Annotated in this window: 17 protein-coding genes; 16 read left to right on the top strand and 1 reads right to left on the bottom strand. The window is 31.0% G+C overall.

Annotated features, from left to right (window positions below):
- The first annotated feature begins 203 nt into the window (after window positions 1-203).
- From WFZ86_RS03345 to WFZ86_RS03290, 12 genes are all read left to right on the top strand, one after another.
- Window positions 204-1,028 (top strand): FRG domain-containing protein, encoded by an 825-nt coding sequence (locus WFZ86_RS03345; RefSeq protein WP_342690611.1) that lies wholly within the window; start codon window positions 204-206, stop codon window positions 1,026-1,028.
- A gap of 181 nt (window positions 1,029-1,209) precedes the next feature.
- Window positions 1,210-1,902: a hypothetical protein gene (locus WFZ86_RS03340; protein ID WP_342690610.1), complete on the top strand. Its 693-nt coding sequence runs from the start codon at window positions 1,210-1,212 to the stop codon at window positions 1,900-1,902.
- Window positions 1,903-2,274: 372 nt separating this feature from the next.
- Window positions 2,275-2,970, top strand: a complete 696-nt coding sequence (locus tag WFZ86_RS03335; protein ID WP_342690609.1) for a hypothetical protein — start codon at window positions 2,275-2,277, stop codon at window positions 2,968-2,970.
- A gap of 184 nt (window positions 2,971-3,154) precedes the next feature.
- Window positions 3,155-3,466, top strand: a complete 312-nt coding sequence (locus tag WFZ86_RS03330; RefSeq protein WP_342690608.1) for a hypothetical protein — start codon at window positions 3,155-3,157, stop codon at window positions 3,464-3,466.
- A 278-nt stretch (window positions 3,467-3,744) separates the two neighbouring features.
- The gene (locus WFZ86_RS03325) at window positions 3,745-4,347 is read left to right on the top strand and encodes an REP-associated tyrosine transposase (protein WP_342690607.1); all 603 of its coding nucleotides are present in this window, start codon (window positions 3,745-3,747) and stop codon (window positions 4,345-4,347) included.
- Between the two features lie 440 nt (window positions 4,348-4,787).
- The gene (locus WFZ86_RS03320) at window positions 4,788-6,032 is read left to right on the top strand and encodes a glycosyltransferase (RefSeq protein WP_342690606.1); all 1,245 of its coding nucleotides are present in this window, start codon (window positions 4,788-4,790) and stop codon (window positions 6,030-6,032) included.
- 787 nt (window positions 6,033-6,819) lie between these two features.
- Window positions 6,820-7,512: a hypothetical protein gene (locus WFZ86_RS03315; protein WP_342690605.1), complete on the top strand. Its 693-nt coding sequence runs from the start codon at window positions 6,820-6,822 to the stop codon at window positions 7,510-7,512.
- A gap of 225 nt (window positions 7,513-7,737) precedes the next feature.
- Window positions 7,738-8,268, top strand: a complete 531-nt coding sequence (locus tag WFZ86_RS03310) for a hypothetical protein (protein ID WP_342690604.1) — start codon at window positions 7,738-7,740, stop codon at window positions 8,266-8,268.
- Window positions 8,269-8,699: 431 nt separating this feature from the next.
- Window positions 8,700-9,209 carry a hypothetical protein gene (locus WFZ86_RS03305; RefSeq protein ID WP_342690603.1) on the top strand — a complete coding sequence of 170 codons (510 nt, stop codon included), beginning with the start codon at window positions 8,700-8,702 and terminating at the stop codon, window positions 9,207-9,209.
- A gap of 386 nt (window positions 9,210-9,595) precedes the next feature.
- Complete coding sequence (locus tag WFZ86_RS03300; RefSeq protein WP_342690602.1) at window positions 9,596-10,243, top strand: hypothetical protein; 648 nt, start codon at window positions 9,596-9,598, stop codon at window positions 10,241-10,243.
- Window positions 10,244-10,404: 161 nt separating this feature from the next.
- Window positions 10,405-11,301 (top strand): fatty acid desaturase family protein, encoded by an 897-nt coding sequence (locus WFZ86_RS03295; protein ID WP_342690601.1) that lies wholly within the window; start codon window positions 10,405-10,407, stop codon window positions 11,299-11,301.
- A gap of 203 nt (window positions 11,302-11,504) precedes the next feature.
- The gene (locus WFZ86_RS03290; protein ID WP_342690600.1) at window positions 11,505-11,876 is read left to right on the top strand and encodes a hypothetical protein; all 372 of its coding nucleotides are present in this window, start codon (window positions 11,505-11,507) and stop codon (window positions 11,874-11,876) included.
- A gap of 699 nt (window positions 11,877-12,575) precedes the next feature.
- On the opposite strand, the gene WFZ86_RS03285 is transcribed toward WFZ86_RS03290, so the two are convergent.
- Window positions 12,576-12,971: a rhodanese-like domain-containing protein gene (locus WFZ86_RS03285; protein ID WP_342690599.1), complete on the bottom strand. Its 396-nt coding sequence runs from the start codon at window positions 12,969-12,971 to the stop codon at window positions 12,576-12,578.
- Between the two features lie 148 nt (window positions 12,972-13,119).
- On the opposite strand from WFZ86_RS03285, the gene WFZ86_RS03280 reads away from it, so the two are divergent.
- The 4 genes from WFZ86_RS03280 (at window position 13,120) to WFZ86_RS03265 (ending at window position 16,120) form a co-directional block, all read left to right on the top strand.
- The gene (locus WFZ86_RS03280; protein ID WP_342690598.1) at window positions 13,120-14,019 is read left to right on the top strand and encodes a LysR family transcriptional regulator; all 900 of its coding nucleotides are present in this window, start codon (window positions 13,120-13,122) and stop codon (window positions 14,017-14,019) included.
- Window positions 14,007-14,456, top strand: coding sequence for a GNAT family N-acetyltransferase (locus tag WFZ86_RS03275; protein WP_342690597.1), 450 nt, complete (start codon window positions 14,007-14,009; stop codon window positions 14,454-14,456). The genes WFZ86_RS03280 and WFZ86_RS03275 overlap by 13 nt, the downstream gene beginning before the upstream one ends.
- A gap of 179 nt (window positions 14,457-14,635) precedes the next feature.
- Window positions 14,636-15,169, top strand: a complete 534-nt coding sequence (locus WFZ86_RS03270; RefSeq protein WP_342690596.1) for a sigma-70 family RNA polymerase sigma factor — start codon at window positions 14,636-14,638, stop codon at window positions 15,167-15,169.
- 69 nt (window positions 15,170-15,238) lie between these two features.
- Complete coding sequence (locus WFZ86_RS03265; RefSeq protein WP_342690595.1) at window positions 15,239-16,120, top strand: PhzF family phenazine biosynthesis protein; 882 nt, start codon at window positions 15,239-15,241, stop codon at window positions 16,118-16,120.
- The last annotated feature ends 48 nt before the right edge of the window (window positions 16,121-16,168 follow it).

Below are 16,168 nucleotides of genomic sequence, written 5' to 3'. Positions count from 1 at the left end.
AATTTGGAATTTGGAATTTGGAATTTGGAATTTGAGATTTTGCAGATTGCATTCTTACAGAAAATTTTTATATTTTTTGAGGAAAAAGGAATATATTTGGGAGATTATATAGTGAAACAGAGCTTTGTCTATCTGCTCGATTATGGAGGTATATGCGAAGGTTTGTTTATATACAAGATAGGTAAAATGTAAAACCAAAAGCAATGAGAATAACCTCTTGGAATGAAATTATCGAAATAATTGAAAAATCAATCCCCAATTTCCCTGATATTACTACTAACTATATTCAGTTTCGTGGTCAAGCAAATAATGAGTGGAAATTGGAACCATCATTGACACGTTTAGTAAAGGGGAGTGAATTAAGTGAAAGTAAAATTATTTATTACGAACAACAGGCTCAAAGAGAGTTTATTTCGCAATTCCATATAAATGATTCGAAACTTTCTTATAACGAGTCGATTAATTCAACTGCAATTTATATTGATATGCAGCATTTTTCTTGTCCGACAAGACTTTTAGATTGGAGTGAATCGGCATATATTGCCCTTTATTTTGCTGTAAATGAACATTTAGATAAAGATGGTGCTTTATTTATGTGGGATGGTCGATTTTATGAAAAAAAAATGAATGAATTATATGGTGATTTTTTAAATATTGGCGGTGGACAAATAATTAGTCATAAAGATTATGATATTGTAAGCATAATTTTTGCAATGAAAAAAAATGAGAGATTAGTAAAACAGCAAGGAGCTTTTTCAATTTCTAATAATCCTCTAAAAAGTCATTGTGAAATGATCTCTGAAATAAATAAGGATGATCCGTTAAAAACAGGTTTATACAAAATTGAAATTCCAAAAGAGTTAAAGCTTGAATTCCTTGCGAGGTTAAGAAATATGAATATTTCTGCCGCAAGTCTATTCCCTGGTTTGGATGGTCTTGGGAGATCTATAAAAGAAACACTTCAATTAAGAAAATGGAGCGAAGATAAACAACACCTAGCCCGTAACTCAAAGTCAACTAAACAATAAATAAATTGTTGTGTGTGGTGCTCCGCTGAGTACCAGAACGTCAGGCTGTGAAAAAACCTCATCAAATTTAGCAAGTATTCGGAGGGGCTACCAAAGAAAAAAATTAAATATGAGATTTTCAAGAGGTTGATTTTAGTTTTTTCACAGGCTGACGTTATGCGACATTATAAAACGAAACGATATGAGATGCTACAACTGTGGAATTGAATTAACTGATGAAACAAATCACGATGAGCACATTCCTGCAAAAAATCTTTTTGCAACTCATCCGCCAGAATATAAAAAAGAACTTTTAAAGGTTCCTGCATGTTACGAATGCAATGTTGGACTTTATTCAAAAATTGATCAAGAAATTAGGGATGCTGTAGGAATATTAAATGAATCTGATGATTTGAAAAGTGAATTAACTGCAAAAGCAGTAAGATCAATAATGCGCAACAGCAACTGGAAAGATCGTGTATTTTTTATTGATGATGGAAAATCCATTGATGTAAGTTTTAGTTATAATGACATGGAATCTCTACATATTAAAAATTTTAAAGGATTGTATTATGCAAAATATGGTCAACCAATTTCTGAAGAATTTGATATTAAAGTAATTGCAGAAGGCGATGAAAATAATAAGAAACTTCAAAAAGTTGATAGTTTTATGCGTGAATATCTACATTTTGAAACGGAATGGAGTTTTGTAGGACATCCGAAAGTATTCAGATACAAAATGAAAGCACAAATTGATGGCAATGATGGCTTATTTTATGATGGTGAGAATATTGAAGATGCTATTGGATTCGTTTGCATAATGGATTATCATGAAGCAATTCATCCGTTAGTAATTGCTCAGAAAAAAAATTTTATAAATGAGAACCTAAAATAACGTCGCATAATTGCGGTGGCTGTTGCACAACTAAAAAAAAGACTAAATCTAACTTTTAACTCGCTCCACAAAGTGTTCTTACAAATTGATAAGGTTATTGTTAAGTCTGCGCGAATGTCCCCGCTCTGCAAAGTGTTCTTGGTAATAGATAAATTTGTCGTTAAAGCTGCGCGAATGTCTCTGACTTCGCGCCATTTTAAATCGTTTTGTGAACCGAAAAAGTGTTAAAAGTCCCCACTGATTGCCAGAATTTCAAACTGTTTAAAAGTCTAAATCAAGTCTCTGAAAACTAAGTATTTGATATTTTTAAAAGAAGTCTAAATATAAAGTCAAAAAGGAAGTTTTTGAGATAAACTGACGAAAGTAATTATTATGAGAAACATACTCTATTTAATAACAACACTCTTGATTGTTAGTTGCAGTAAAAATACTGATAATAAAGCAGTTCGAGACAATAAAGTTGAAAAAATAGTTGTTGTTGACACACTTGAGTTTTTTGTAGATTCGACTAGTTTTGGACAAAGGCAAAATAGCAAAATTGAAGTTTATAAAATTGGTGCTCAAGAAAATACAATTGCTAAAGTTTGTCTTTATGAAAAAGTCAAAAATCTTTGGAGATTAAAAGATAGTTTAAGTCTTGAAGCCGCAAGAATTGAAAACTTAAAAACAGAGATATTCGATTTTAATAACGATAACTTTAAAGACATTATTTTCACAACCGGAATGGCTGCTAGAGGAGGGAATAATGTTCAAACATTAATTCTGTATTCTCCTAGGAGTAAATCTTTGAATTGGATAAAAAATTCAGAAAATTTTCCAAACTTAATGTATAATGAAAAGCTCGATTGTATAGATTCGTTTATACTTACTGGTGGGCAAACAACTTACTTCTTAAAAATTGAAAATGACAGTCTAAAAGAGTTTGCAAATGTAGACCAAAGGGACGGTAGAATAATTGCAGAAATTCGTGACGTAAATGGAAAATGGAAAGAAATTGAAAACATTAAAGATGAGTCTGAAGGTTTCGATAGATTTATTAATTTCAATCCAATACAGAAAAGAAAATAACAATTGCTAACAGCCACGATAACCTATTTGGGGATTTGGCTTAATGGAAAGTTGGTTTTTAATTTGAAACTATAAGCTTGGATATGGCAAATCTAAACAATGACTTAATTTGGTTTCAAACAGCTTGTAGCTCGGGAACTTGTGTGCTGTTTGAAAACACAACCTATAAAAACACAACTAACAAATGAAGAAAAAGCATCTTTGGATAATCGGATTTTTGACAGTAATTGTATTGCTGTCAATTCCGATATTTCATATTCTAAAAACTAAATGGAATGAAAAGGATATAAGTATTGAAATACCAAAAGGTTTTACAAATGATGCAAGTCAACTGAACTTAACCAAAATTGATACTATAATTAAAGTTCCAAACAACAAAAAAGAGATTGAAATCCAACTTAAAAATGTCTTGAAATATGCAAAAGAAAATAATTTAAAAATTTCTATTGCAGGTGCAAGACCCCCCGCTCTGCAAAGTGTTCTTGGTAATAGATAAATTTGTCGTTAAGGCTGCCCCGCTCTGCAAAGTGTTCTTGGTAATAGATAAATTTGTCGTTAAAGCTGCGCGAATGTCTCTGACTTCGCGCCATTTTAAATCGTTTTGTAAACCGAAAAAGTGTTAAAAGTCTCCTGACTTTTTACGTAAATATCTTTAGAATGATACACGTGTCAAATCATTATATAAAAGTTCAAAATAGTAAACTTATAATTTAACAGTTTTTATAAATTTGAATTGCAAGCAAATAAACTTGCAAGATGATTCAAAAGAATACAATGACAAAAGAAGGCTATACAATAAGAGACCAAACTTTACCGCATTTTATTACGGCAACCGTTGTGGATTGGATTGATATTTTTACAAGAAAAACATATAGAGATACAGTTATCGAGTGTTTCGATTATTGTATCACAAACAAAGGAATGGTTCTTTATGGCTATGTAATTATGAGCAACCATATCCATTTAGTTCTTCAATCCAGTGAAGGTAATCTTTCTGATTTAATACGTGATTTCAAAAAATTTATAGCTGCTAAAGTTTTAGAAAAAATACAAATCGAGCCTGAGAGTAGAAGAGACTGGATGTTAGAACGTTTTAAATTGGCAACCGAAAGTCATTCTAGAAACAAAAATTACCAATTCTGGCAATATGGCAATCATCCTGAAGAAATCTATACGAACAAGTTTATGTGGACGAAGCTGGATTATATTCATCTGAATCCTGTTCGGGCAGGAATTGTTGAAAAGGCATCACATTATGTTTATTCAAGTGCCAGTAATTATGTAAACGATACAGGGCTTCTTAAAGTAGAAAAAGCGGATAATCCCATTGTTGATGTATTAAATCCTAATTCTGTAACAAAAATCAATTTGTATTGATTGTATCTCTTTGGATGTGTTGTTTTAGTAAAACAATTCATTTTCAAGACGTTTGCGGAAAAAGTCAGGAGACTTTTGACACTTGTAACGATTGCAATAGACAATTAAGATGGCGCGAAGTCAGAGACATTCGCGCAGCGCAGCACGACATTATTTTGATTCATCATAATACTTTGCGGTGCTGAGTCTCTTTGGGTGTGTTATTTTAGCAAAACAATTCATCTTCAAGACGTTTGCGGAAAAAATCAGGAGACTTTTGACACTTGTAACGATTGCAATAGACAATTAAGATGGCGCGAAGTCAGAGACATTCGCGCAGCACAGCACGACATTATTTTGATTCATCAAAATACTTTGCGGAGCTGAGAAAAAGGTTTAATTTAGTAGTACACTCGTCCTAGTATTTGAAGGCTAGTCGTGATTTTAAAAAAGTGATAAGAATGAAAATAGCTTTATTGACACTTGGTACACGTGGTGATATTCAACCTTATGCTGTTTTAGGGCAAGCATTAAAAGAGCAAGGACATCAAGTGACGCTTTCAACAGCAAAGAATTTTGAAGGTTTAGTTTTATCTTATGGTATCGACTTTGTGCCTGTAGAAGCAGACTTCCAAGCTATTTTAGACTCTGAAGAAGGCAAAAAAATGATGAAAGGAAACCCTTTTGCCATACGACGAAATCTACATACTTGGATTTATCCATTAATAACAAATTCTTTGATTGCTTTTTATAAACTAGCCCAAGAAAGTGATTTGGTTTTGTTTCACGTCAAAACATTAGCTGATAGTTTTGCTGATCAATTTCCAGAGAAAATGATTCGAGCTTCTGTTTTACCAATTGTTGAGCCAACCACTGAATTTGCGAACCCATCATTTAGCGGTTTGTCTATGCCAAATTTTTTAAATAGAATTAGTTATACGCTTTCAAATTTGAGTATTAAACTGTTATCAAAGCCTATTGGAAAATTTAGAGCAGAATTCGACTTGCCCAAAAAGTTTAAGATACCTCCAGTAAAAAACATCTATGGTTTGAGTCCAAGTTTTCTGCCTTTACCCAAAGATTTTTCGAGTGGATCAGCATTTAATGGGTTTTGGTTTGGAGATTCAGGCGATACTTTATCAAATGAACTCTTAGAATTTATTAATTGTGGGGAAGCGCCGCTACTTTTGACTTTTGGAAGTATGCCTTTTAAAAGTAAATTTGATTTGCAAGCAGCTATCATAAAACTAACCGAACAATTTAATACAAGAATAATTGTAATTAAAGGCTGGGGACTTGAGCAAACTGAAAAACTAGAAAACAATCTCAAAATCAAGGTTATTAATGCTGCACCTTATGAAAAATTATTTCCACTGACAAAAGCAATCATTCATCACGGCGGCATTGGTACAACGGCAGAATGTTTGAGAGCGGGAAAACCCTTTTTTATTTGTCCTATTTTACATCCAATTGGTGACCAGCAATTTTGGGGGCGAATAGGATACAGAAGAAAAATAGCTGTTCGTCCAATACCAATTAGTAAAATGACCGAAGAAAAATTTATAGGAAGCGTAAGGGAATTATTGACAAACGATGAATTGTATAAAAATGCAGTTGAAATGAAAAGATTGATAGACAGTGAAAAGGGTATTGAAGAAACAATTGACGAAATAGAAAAACACAACAATGAGTGTTTCGTTGTTTGAGAGGCAAGAATCTTACTCCGCAAAGTGTTTTAGTAATAGATAAATTTGTCGTTAAGGCTGCGCGAATGTTTCTGACTTCGCCCAGATTCGCAAAGTGTTCTAAGCAATAAATAAATTTGTTGTGTTTGCTGCTAGAATTCAGACACATTCGCCTTTACTTTGAAATAGAAAAAAAACTTTAATAATATAGAATGCTAAACAAACAACGACACGGATGCTTAACAGCTTGGCTGATTTATTTATTGTTTTCATATTTAATGGTTTAACTTGGTTTATTCTTCAATTCAGAAAGAATAGTTCAAAAGATTGAATATGTTAAATCGGAAAATTTGTTGCTAATTGTTGCCTCAATTGCATTCTTAAATGTTTTATTTATTTTTATGCTTCTTAAATGGTTTAAACTTGGTTTTTGGGGATTATTATCTACAAGCGCACTATTATTTGTCATCCAAATACTAAATAGTAATAACATCTTCACGCCAATTATCACTATCATTGTAATGCTAATGATTTATGGATTATTGAAACTTAAAAAAAGAAATGTTTCAGGTTGGGATAATTTAGAATAGAAAACTAACTCCGCAAAATGTTTTTAGTAATAGATAAGTTTATTGTTAAGACTGCCCCGCTGAGTACCAGAACGTCAGGCTGTGAAAAAACCTTTTCAAATTTGGAAAGTATTCGGAAGGCTACCGGAGAAAAACATCAAACAAAAGATTATCAAGACGTTGACTTTAGTTTTTTCAAAGACTGACGTTATGCACAATGCTTTAAACACGCTGCTTTTATGAGAAACATATTTATATTTTTAATTTCAATAGTTTCAATAAATTTTTACGCTCAATCGAAACTTGAAATACCAAATAATTATAAAGAAACTGAAATTCCTAAAGAAAATAGTGAGGAACATCGTAAACTCAATTATTCTGAAGACATTTCAATTAAACTCAATGGAAAAAAAATTAAAACTTTTAAAACACAACGGAAAAAAGATTCCGAATTTAAATTTCAAAAAGGTTTTCTAATTGGAACTGATCATGGAGAATGGGGAGGAAAATTAACTTTCAAAATTAATGATAATGAAATAGTAATTAAAGAGGGTAACATCTTTTCAATTTTTGAAATAGATGGAAAAATTTACTTTATGGAAGGTCTGGCTCATGGTGCAACTAATTACGGAAAAATATATGCATTAGAATATACTATCGATAAATTTAGTTATCATAAAGTTTTAGAATTGCCTGATGAACCTGAAGTATTTACAATTACAAATAATAAAATTTATATTGCGACATTTGAAAACCTTTTAATTATTAAAGATTGGAAAATTGAATATAAAATGAAAGGATTTTGGAAAAGTCTTTATCCAAATTCTATAATTGTAGAGAATGAGAATAGTGTATTTTTAGGTATTCGTGGAGGAATTGTTCAAATATTACCGAATGGAAATACGATAAAACTTTACACAAAAATCAATTAGCACTGTGCATAACATGCGTTTGCCAAGATTGCGAATTTTGTAGTAAATACACGTTTATATTTCGTAAGAAATTTTATCTTCGATAGAAAATAATCGGTTCCGAATTTCGCAACCTCGCCAATAGCCTGAACGTCAAACTGTCTAAAAACCTAAATCAAGTCTCTGAGAATTGCTTATTTGAGATTTTTAAAAAGGAGTCCAAACATAAAATTAAAAATGATGGTTTTGAGACAAACTGACGTTGTTAGCAAATTTAAAATCGTAAACGTAACAACTATGAGAAATTTGATATTATTAGCACCATTTTTTATTTTTTTTGCTTGTAAAAAAGAGCAACTTCCAGAACAATTAAGTCGTGATAATCAATTGGAAATATATACTTATGGAGCACCGTGGTCCGATCAATTCCAAGCCTCTTTTAACCAGACGGAAACTTCGAAAGACACGTTGTATGTTGCAAAATTTGAAATTGTTAATGGTGAAAAAAAGCAATCGTTAAAAAAGATAAAATTAAAACCAAATGAAATAGACTCTCTTTACTTATACTTTCAAAAAATTAAAGATAATTTTGAACTCAAGGATATGAAGACGCGCGTTATGGATGGTACATCAGTAGGTATCTCTATTAGAAATAATACTACTTCATTGTCATACTCTTATAGAGGTTTAGATAAAGCTGAAAACTCGACTATGGAAATTAGAAAACTTTTGATATTTATCAACTCAAGGTTACCGAAAGATTTTCAAATGTATTAAAAAACACAGCTGCTAACACACGTGGCTGTTGCACAACTAAACAAAATATTATATCTAACTTTTATTATTTTTAATAAATTAAGCATTGAAAATCAATTTGTTATGTTTTTGATAATTTGATAAATCAGAATTTTAAGAGGGAATTTTTGTTGTGCAAAAAGTACACACGCTACAAGCAATTTGGGTTTCAGGTTTAATTTGAAGTTGGTTTTGTATTTGTGATAATTTGGCAAATCCGAAAATAGGGCTTAATTTAGTCCCAAACCCGCTGTAGTGCCAAGCCGTCAGGCTGTGAAAAAACCTTTTCAAATTTGGAAAGTATTCGGAAGGCTACCGGAGAAAAACATCAAACAAAAGATTATCAAGACGTTGACTTTAGTTTTTTCACAGACTGACGTTGGCTGTAATGCGCCAAAAAAAAGAGAATATTTATGAGAAAAATAAACTATCTACAAATCATTTTTCACTTTATAGCAACGTGTTTTTTTATATATTCATTTTACTCTTATTCCGCAATTTATAATATTAAAATTTTGACTGCAATCTCAGAAAACGGAAGTGAGAATGTATTACGAAATTCTGAAAAATTTGGAATAACTATAATTGATGTTTGGAACTTTTCTTTCATAACTCAACTTTCTGCTGTTTTAGGAATATTAACTTCATTTATTATTTCTATGGTAATTTCTATAAAAAATAAATGGTCTGTTTGGAATAGTTTCATTGTTCTTGTACTATGTTACACACTAAATCGATTTGATCTTTTAGGTTGGAGTTATTTAAAAACCTATATATCTCCAGGAAGATTAGTAAATAATCTGCTCTTTAGTTTTTTAATTACGGGGAGTTTCCTGCTTCTAATTGGATTGATAATTTTCTTTTCTAATTTTTTAAAAACCCGAATTGAAAACCAGAAACTGAAACAAATGCACTGCTGCTAACACACGTGGCTGTCGCACAACTAAAAAAAAGACTAAATCTAACTTTTAATCCATTTTTTTAAAGCAAATAATTCATTTGAAATCAATACATTACGTTTTGAATAATTTAAAAAATCAGAATTTAAGAGGGAATTTTAGTTGTGCAACAAGCACACACGCTACAAGCAATTTGGGTTTCAGGTTTAGTTTGAAGTTGGTTTTGTATTTGTGATAATTTAGCAAATCCGAAGAATGGGCTTAATTTAGTACCAAATCCGCGGTAGTGCCAAGCCGTCAGGCTGTGAAAAAACCTTTTCAAATTTGGAAAGTATTCGGAAGGCTACCGGAGAAAAACATCAAGTGCTAGATTTTCAAGATGTTGACTTTAGTTTTTTCACAGACTGACATTGGCAGTAATTATCAAGCAGAAAGCAGAAATTCAAGAATCCGACAAAAATAACGTACAAAATGAACGAATGCAGAATCTAAAAAAATATATAACAATCATAATTTTAATCGTATTTATTATATTCATTAATACAATTAATTTTGGAATTACAAAAGGATATTTTGAAACTGATATAGAAAATTTTCAAGATAGCATAGATGTTTATAATAAATATGCTGTTGTAATTTTCATAATAATATCTTTTCTGTTTTTATTTTTCAAAAATAGAAAACAAATTAAATCAAAAAATCCAAATATAATTTCACCTGAATATCTAAAATACACATTCCTAATAATATTTATCTCTTTAATAATTTGGATAAATTTTGACACAATAATAACTGATTGTTCTCTGATAATCAACAAACAAAAAGAAATAAGTTCGATAGAAAGAGAGTTTGCTATAGATTTTTATAATGATAAAAAAGGCGAATTGGGATTAACTGAAGATAGATATGATGTAGAATTAGGAATAATTGTAGAGCATTTAGAATTTTATAAAATGAACAAAGAGATTTATAAAAGTTTAAAGGATAAAAAAAATATTAAAATGAAATTCAAAACAGGTTTATTAGGAATACCATTTGACCCTGAATATAAAAAATAGCTACTGGCAACACACGCTACAACGGATTTGGGCAATTGGTTTTGTATTTGGCAGTTTAGTGATAACCAAAAAACAAATCTTAATTTAGAACCCAAACCCGCTGTAATACCAGAACGTCAGGCTGTGAAAAAACCTAAATCAAGTCTCTGAGAATTGCGTATTTGAGATTTTTAAAAAGGAGTCCAAACATAAAATTAAAAATGATGGTTTTGAGACAAACTGACGTTGATAGACATTTTGAAACATGCAGTTCGTTTAACAGAAAATTTAGAAAAATGACACACGCTGAAATATTAAAAAAAATAGAATGGAAAGACTTAAAAAAACTTTCTGTTAAAGAAATGCTAATTGAAAATAATTTGACAATTCCTTGGCTGATTATTTCTTTGACATTGGCATATTTTAAATTTTATTTATTGGCTTTACCTTTTTCTGGCTTTTATTTTTTAACAGCATTAAGACAAGTTCATAATGGTTTTCATAATTCACTTGGAACGAATAAGTTTTTAACTTGGTTGACTTTGTATTTGAATAGTCTATCAATGATGTCATCAATTCACGCAGTAAAATTCAATCATATTCGGCATCATAAATACTGTTTAACCGAACAAGACTATGAAGGTAAATCCGCAGGAATGTCCTGGTATGGAGCAATTTTATATGGACCGATTCATATGTTTTTAATACACAAAGTTACTTTACAACTCGGAAATAAAAACTACGTAAAAAATGTAATCTTTGAATTAATTTCTATTGCTATTTTTACTTTTATCGTCTTTTATTTCAATATACATTTTCTAATTTATCATATTATTGTTATGGTTATTGGGGAATTTCTTATGGCATTTTTTGCAGTTTGGACAGTTCACCACGACACAGATGATAATCCTGAATTTGCACGAACACAAAGAGGTGGTTGGAAAAATAAAATTACATTTAGTATGTTTTACCATTTAGAGCACCATTTATTTCCAGCAGTTCCTACAATTAAACTACCTGAATTAGCAAAACGAATAGATGAAAGTATTCCCGAATTAACTAAAAAACAAACTTTTTGACAACCTTATAAAAAAGCGTCTGTCAACAGCCACTCAACGGATTTACTTCGTCTGTTCGGCTTGCAGCCTCGGGTGGGCAATTGGCTTAATGGAAAGTTGGTCTTGTATTAGGAATGATTTGGCAAATCCGAATATTGGGCTTAATTTAGTTCTAAAGAATGTTGTATGCTATTTTATTACTGAAATAAAAATAAAAATTACCAATGATCATTTTAGAAGTACTTTTTGAAATTTTAGCATGGTTTATACTGGAAGTAATTGCTGACGGATTTTTAAAAATTCTTAAACAGACATATTATTATTTAAGAGAAATTATCTTTGGAATTGAAAGGCCAACTGACCCAAAAAAAGAATTTGAAAAACAATTTCTATACAAAGAAATCGAACTAACCGAGAATCTAAATTCCAAATTAATAACAGGTCAAAAAGGGGTGATTTTAGAAGTAATAAATAGAAACAGAGTATTTGCGGAATTTTACGATACAAATGGAAACCAAATTGAGTGGAGAAATAAAATAGTTTTTAAAATTGGCATGAAACAATTTAAAATAAAAAAAACACTACTGACCGACTAAAGCAATTACGCCAGAAAAAAAAGCAAATAAAGGGATTAATAATTCATTTTGATTGGTTAGGGGCCTAAATAAATTATTACAAGCCAGCCTAAAATACTTGTTTTAAAAACAGACTTATTCTTTTGAAAAACTCGCGAACTATTATGAATAAAGATTTTTTTGAGTTTTAGAAAATTTAGTCGGTCAGTAGTGATTCAGAATAAAAAAAAACCTCGTTTAAGGATAGTTAAGCGAGGTTTATTTTTGGTTTTGAGTTGTAGTTTTCAAAAAAACAAAGTGCTTAAACTCAGAATCCGCATTAGAAATTTACTCCAACTAAATTGTTTTACCATTTTTATATTTTTTAGCGGAGTTCAGTGAATCAATTTCATTTGTTTTTAATATGGTTGTTTTGGTCAAATGTAAGCTTCGATGTCTTCTTCAAAACCAAGAATTTTTCACGAGTTTTATTTTTCGTGGAGTTCAAGATACGCTCCGTTTGGTTCTCTCATTTTTAAATTCGAAATACAAAAGTAGTATCTCATTGTACTATGTTTTTCAGAGGTATTCGATGAACCCTGTTTCTTTCTTCAAAAATAGTCCGTGAGCTCTTGCTTTTATTTGAATAATTCAGTTTCGCTACGAAGCCTAATGCACATTCTGGGATAAAAATAGACCATGAAAATCTAAGTTTGTCCAACTTTCAAATACAATAATGAATTAACAAGCACATTGAATTTTTTCACCACTTGAACTTGACTTTGTTCCTTCGGTAGCATAACCGTCAAATTTCCACCATTCAATTCCGCCCATTAACTCTTTGACTTTAAAACCCAATTTGGACATATTTAACGCACCTTTTGTAGAAGCATTACAGCCAATTCCATCGCAATAAGTTACATACAAAACAGTTTTATCTAAATGTTTGGTACTTTCCTCATTCATTTCACGATGCGGAATATTTATTGCCCTTGGAATATGTTCGGCATCAAAGCCAAATTGCTTTCTTGCATCAAGTGGAACAACTTTTTCATTGTTATTTAAAGCATCAAATAAATCAGACGGGTCCATTTCAAAGGCTAACTTGTTTTCGTAATGTTTAATTTGTAAATCCATTTTTCTAAATTTTAAGATTAATATGATGTAAAACTAAAACAACTTCTTACGTCATAAAAACGAAAAGAATTCATCATTTCTAACGATTATTTTCATACAAATCTGACTATCTAATTTCGTTCCTTTGTATAAAAAATTAAAACAGAAAATGGAAATTCGACATTTACGCCTTATCAAAGCCATTGTAGAAGAAGGTAGTATTACAAAAGCTATCGACAAATTACATTTGACACAATCGGCCTTAAGTCATCAATTGAAAGAAGTTGAATATCAATTGGGTACAAAAATTTTTCTTCGCACCAATAAGAAAATGATTTTAACCAAAGCTGGAGGAAAATTGTATGCAATAGCCAACGAAATTTTAGATAAACTTTCCGACACTGAAAAAGAAATCAAGCAATTGATTTTTGGAGAAATTGGCGAAATAAGAATTAGCACAGAATGCTATTCAAGCTACCATTGGTTGCCTTCTGTTTTAAAGCAATTCCATCTTTTATACCCAAACATTGAGTTGAAAATTGTAATGGAAGCTACTCATTATCCTTTACAAAAATTACAAGAAAATATTTTAGATATTGCCATTATTAGCGACCCAATAAAAGACGAAAATATTAAGTATGTTGAACTTTTTCAAGATGAGATGATGATGGTGGTTTCTGAAAATCATTCTTGGGCAAATAAAAAGTATGTCGTTGCGGAAGACTTTATAAATGAGCATTTATTGATACATTCTTTACCGATGGAAACCGTTACAATTCATCAATTTTTATTAGCACCAGCAAAAGTAACTCCTAAAAAGATAACTCCATTACCATTAACAGAAGCATCAATTGAAATGGTAAAAGCCGATATGGGAATTATGGCAATGGCAAAATGGGCTTTACAGCCGTATTTGAAAAATAATAATATAAGAGCAATAAAAATTGGTAAAAATGGACTTAAAAGGAAACATTACATTGCGTATATGAGCAACAAAACTTATCCTGATTATTTTCAGCATTTTATTGAATTTTTGGTAACCGAAATCAATCAACAATGGACTATATAATCAGAAAAATAGAAGAAAAAGAGTTAGCAATTTTGGTAGAATTATGTCAAAAACACGCTGAATATGAACAAGCGCCGTATAATGTAACCAACAAATTAGAACTATTAAAAGAGGTGATTTTTGCTCAAAACCCGAAGTTGTATTGCTATGTAATTGAAAGTGGAGTAAAATTAGGAGGTTATTTTTCATTCACTTACGACTTTTCGACTTGGGACGCACAGGCATTTTTATATTTGGACTGTCTATATTTAGAACCAAATTTTAGAGGACTAAAAATTGGTGAGCAAGTTTTTGAAAAATTAAAACAAATCGGGCAGGAAAACAATTGTGTAAATATACAATGGCAAACACCTACTTTTAACGAAAGAGCCATCAAGTTTTACAACAAAATAGGAGCGATAGGAAAAGACAAACGCAGATTTTTCATAGATTTGTAACATGTAGAAAAAACGCAGCACAGGCAACATCGGTTTTGCGGTAGTGGAGGGAAGTGCTAAATTGAACATTTGGAATTCTAATAAACTTTGTACTAAATTTGAACTTTGGAGCCTTGAATTTTCCACTATCATCAAGCCGAAAACCGTTTTAGGAATCCATAATAAACACTACTTCAGCTATGGACGGACAAATTCAAGATATATGGACTGACTTACACCAAGAATTGAAAAAATTCATTTTCAGTAAGGTAAAGGATATCGATACAAGTGAAGATATTGTTCAAGACGTTTTTTTGAAAATTCACCTTAACATTCATACACTTTTGGACTGTACTAAACTAACCTCTTGGGTGTATCAAATAACAAGAAATGCAGTAGCTGACCATTATCGAAAAACCAATTTAGAAATTCAGATTGATGGTTTGGATTTTGCAGAACAAGAAAATGAAGAACCGCTTTACCTATCGTTAAGTAATTGTATAAATAAAAAAATAACTAAGCTACCAGAAAAATATAAACAGGCCATATTACTTACTTATTTTGACAAGTATTCTCAAATTGCGTTAGCCGAAGAATTAAATATATCCTATTCAGGAGCAAAAACAAGAGTTCAAAGAGCTAGAGAAAAATTGAAAGACCTTGTTGTAGATTGTGAAAATGTGGTGACTGATAAAAAAGACAATCCTATTGCATATCAAAATTGTTCAAAATAAATTTGCGTCTTTTTTTCAATTGTTGCGTCCATTGATTGTGAGTGTTTTATAAACTAAATCAATTTTCAAATGGACAATTTTCAAAAAGTAGAAGTACAAATTATTAGCGCCTTTGTAGACAATGGGAAAGGTGGAAACTCTGCAGGTGTAGTGTTAAATGCAGACAACTTAACAAACGAACAAAAATTGAAAGTTGCTACAAAAGTTGGACTTTCTGAAACTGCTTTTGTTTCAAAGTCAAAAGTGGCAGACTTTAAACTTGATTTTTTTACACCAACCAGACAAATTGCTCATTGCGGACACGCTACCATTGCAACTTTCTCTTATCTGTCGCAATTAGGCTTAATCAAAAGTAAACATTCTTCAAAAGAAACAATTGATGGAAAAAGAGAGATTTTAATACAAAACGATTTGGCATTTATGGAGCAAAAGCCACCGTTATATATTGAAATTGCTGACTATAGAGAAAAAATATTATATTCATTGGGACTAACAGAAGATGACACTCTTACCAATGCCCCTATTTCAATCGTTAATACAGGCAATTCATTTGCTATAATTCCAGTTGCAAGCGATGATATTTTGAAAAAAATAATTCCAAACCTAGACTTAATAACTCAAATTAGTGATGAGTTCGATTTGATAGGATATTATGTTTTCTCCACAAAAACGAATAATGAGGAAAGGGTAGCAACTACAAGAATGTTTGCCCCAAGGTATGGAATTGCAGAAGAAGCAGGAACTGGAATGGCAGCAGGACCTCTAGCTTGTTATCTGTTTGACAATCTTGGACTAAAAAAAGACCGAATTTTAATTCAACAAGGTTGGTTTATGAACCCACCTTCACAAAGTTTAATCATTGTAAATTTAATCGTAGAGAAAGGAAATATTACAAAAGTTATGGCTGGTGGAAAAGGAATAGTAGTGACTTCAATGACAATTGAAATCTAAAAAGGGCTTCATACAAAGACGGTTTTTATGAAATTGAGGCTTCGGGCT

Origin of the sequence: Flavobacterium polysaccharolyticum (genome assembly GCF_038739875.1) — a bacterium.
Lineage (GTDB): Bacteria > Bacteroidota > Bacteroidia > Flavobacteriales > Flavobacteriaceae > Flavobacterium > Flavobacterium polysaccharolyticum.
The sequence above is the reverse complement of the archived record's forward strand: the minus strand, read 5'-3'. Positions and strand labels throughout refer to the sequence as shown.

Coding starts and splice junctions, on each gene's coding strand:
- WFZ86_RS03345 (WP_342690611.1), top strand. CDS start 204: ATGAGAATAACCTCTTGGAATGAAATTATCGAAATAATTGAAAAATCA.
- WFZ86_RS03340 (WP_342690610.1), top strand. CDS start 1,210: ATGAGATGCTACAACTGTGGAATTGAATTAACTGATGAAACAAATCAC.
- WFZ86_RS03335 (WP_342690609.1), top strand. CDS start 2,275: ATGAGAAACATACTCTATTTAATAACAACACTCTTGATTGTTAGTTGC.
- WFZ86_RS03330 (WP_342690608.1), top strand. CDS start 3,155: ATGAAGAAAAAGCATCTTTGGATAATCGGATTTTTGACAGTAATTGTA.
- WFZ86_RS03325 (WP_342690607.1), top strand. CDS start 3,745: ATGACAAAAGAAGGCTATACAATAAGAGACCAAACTTTACCGCATTTT.
- WFZ86_RS03320 (WP_342690606.1), top strand. CDS start 4,788: ATGAAAATAGCTTTATTGACACTTGGTACACGTGGTGATATTCAACCT.
- WFZ86_RS03315 (WP_342690605.1), top strand. CDS start 6,820: ATGAGAAACATATTTATATTTTTAATTTCAATAGTTTCAATAAATTTT.
- WFZ86_RS03305 (WP_342690603.1), top strand. CDS start 8,700: ATGAGAAAAATAAACTATCTACAAATCATTTTTCACTTTATAGCAACG.
- WFZ86_RS03290 (WP_342690600.1), top strand. CDS start 11,505: ATGATCATTTTAGAAGTACTTTTTGAAATTTTAGCATGGTTTATACTG.
- WFZ86_RS03285 (WP_342690599.1), bottom strand. CDS start 12,971: ATGGATTTACAAATTAAACATTACGAAAACAAGTTAGCCTTTGAAATG.
- WFZ86_RS03280 (WP_342690598.1), top strand. CDS start 13,120: ATGGAAATTCGACATTTACGCCTTATCAAAGCCATTGTAGAAGAAGGT.
- WFZ86_RS03275 (WP_342690597.1), top strand. CDS start 14,007: ATGGACTATATAATCAGAAAAATAGAAGAAAAAGAGTTAGCAATTTTG.
- WFZ86_RS03270 (WP_342690596.1), top strand. CDS start 14,636: ATGGACGGACAAATTCAAGATATATGGACTGACTTACACCAAGAATTG.
- WFZ86_RS03265 (WP_342690595.1), top strand. CDS start 15,239: ATGGACAATTTTCAAAAAGTAGAAGTACAAATTATTAGCGCCTTTGTA.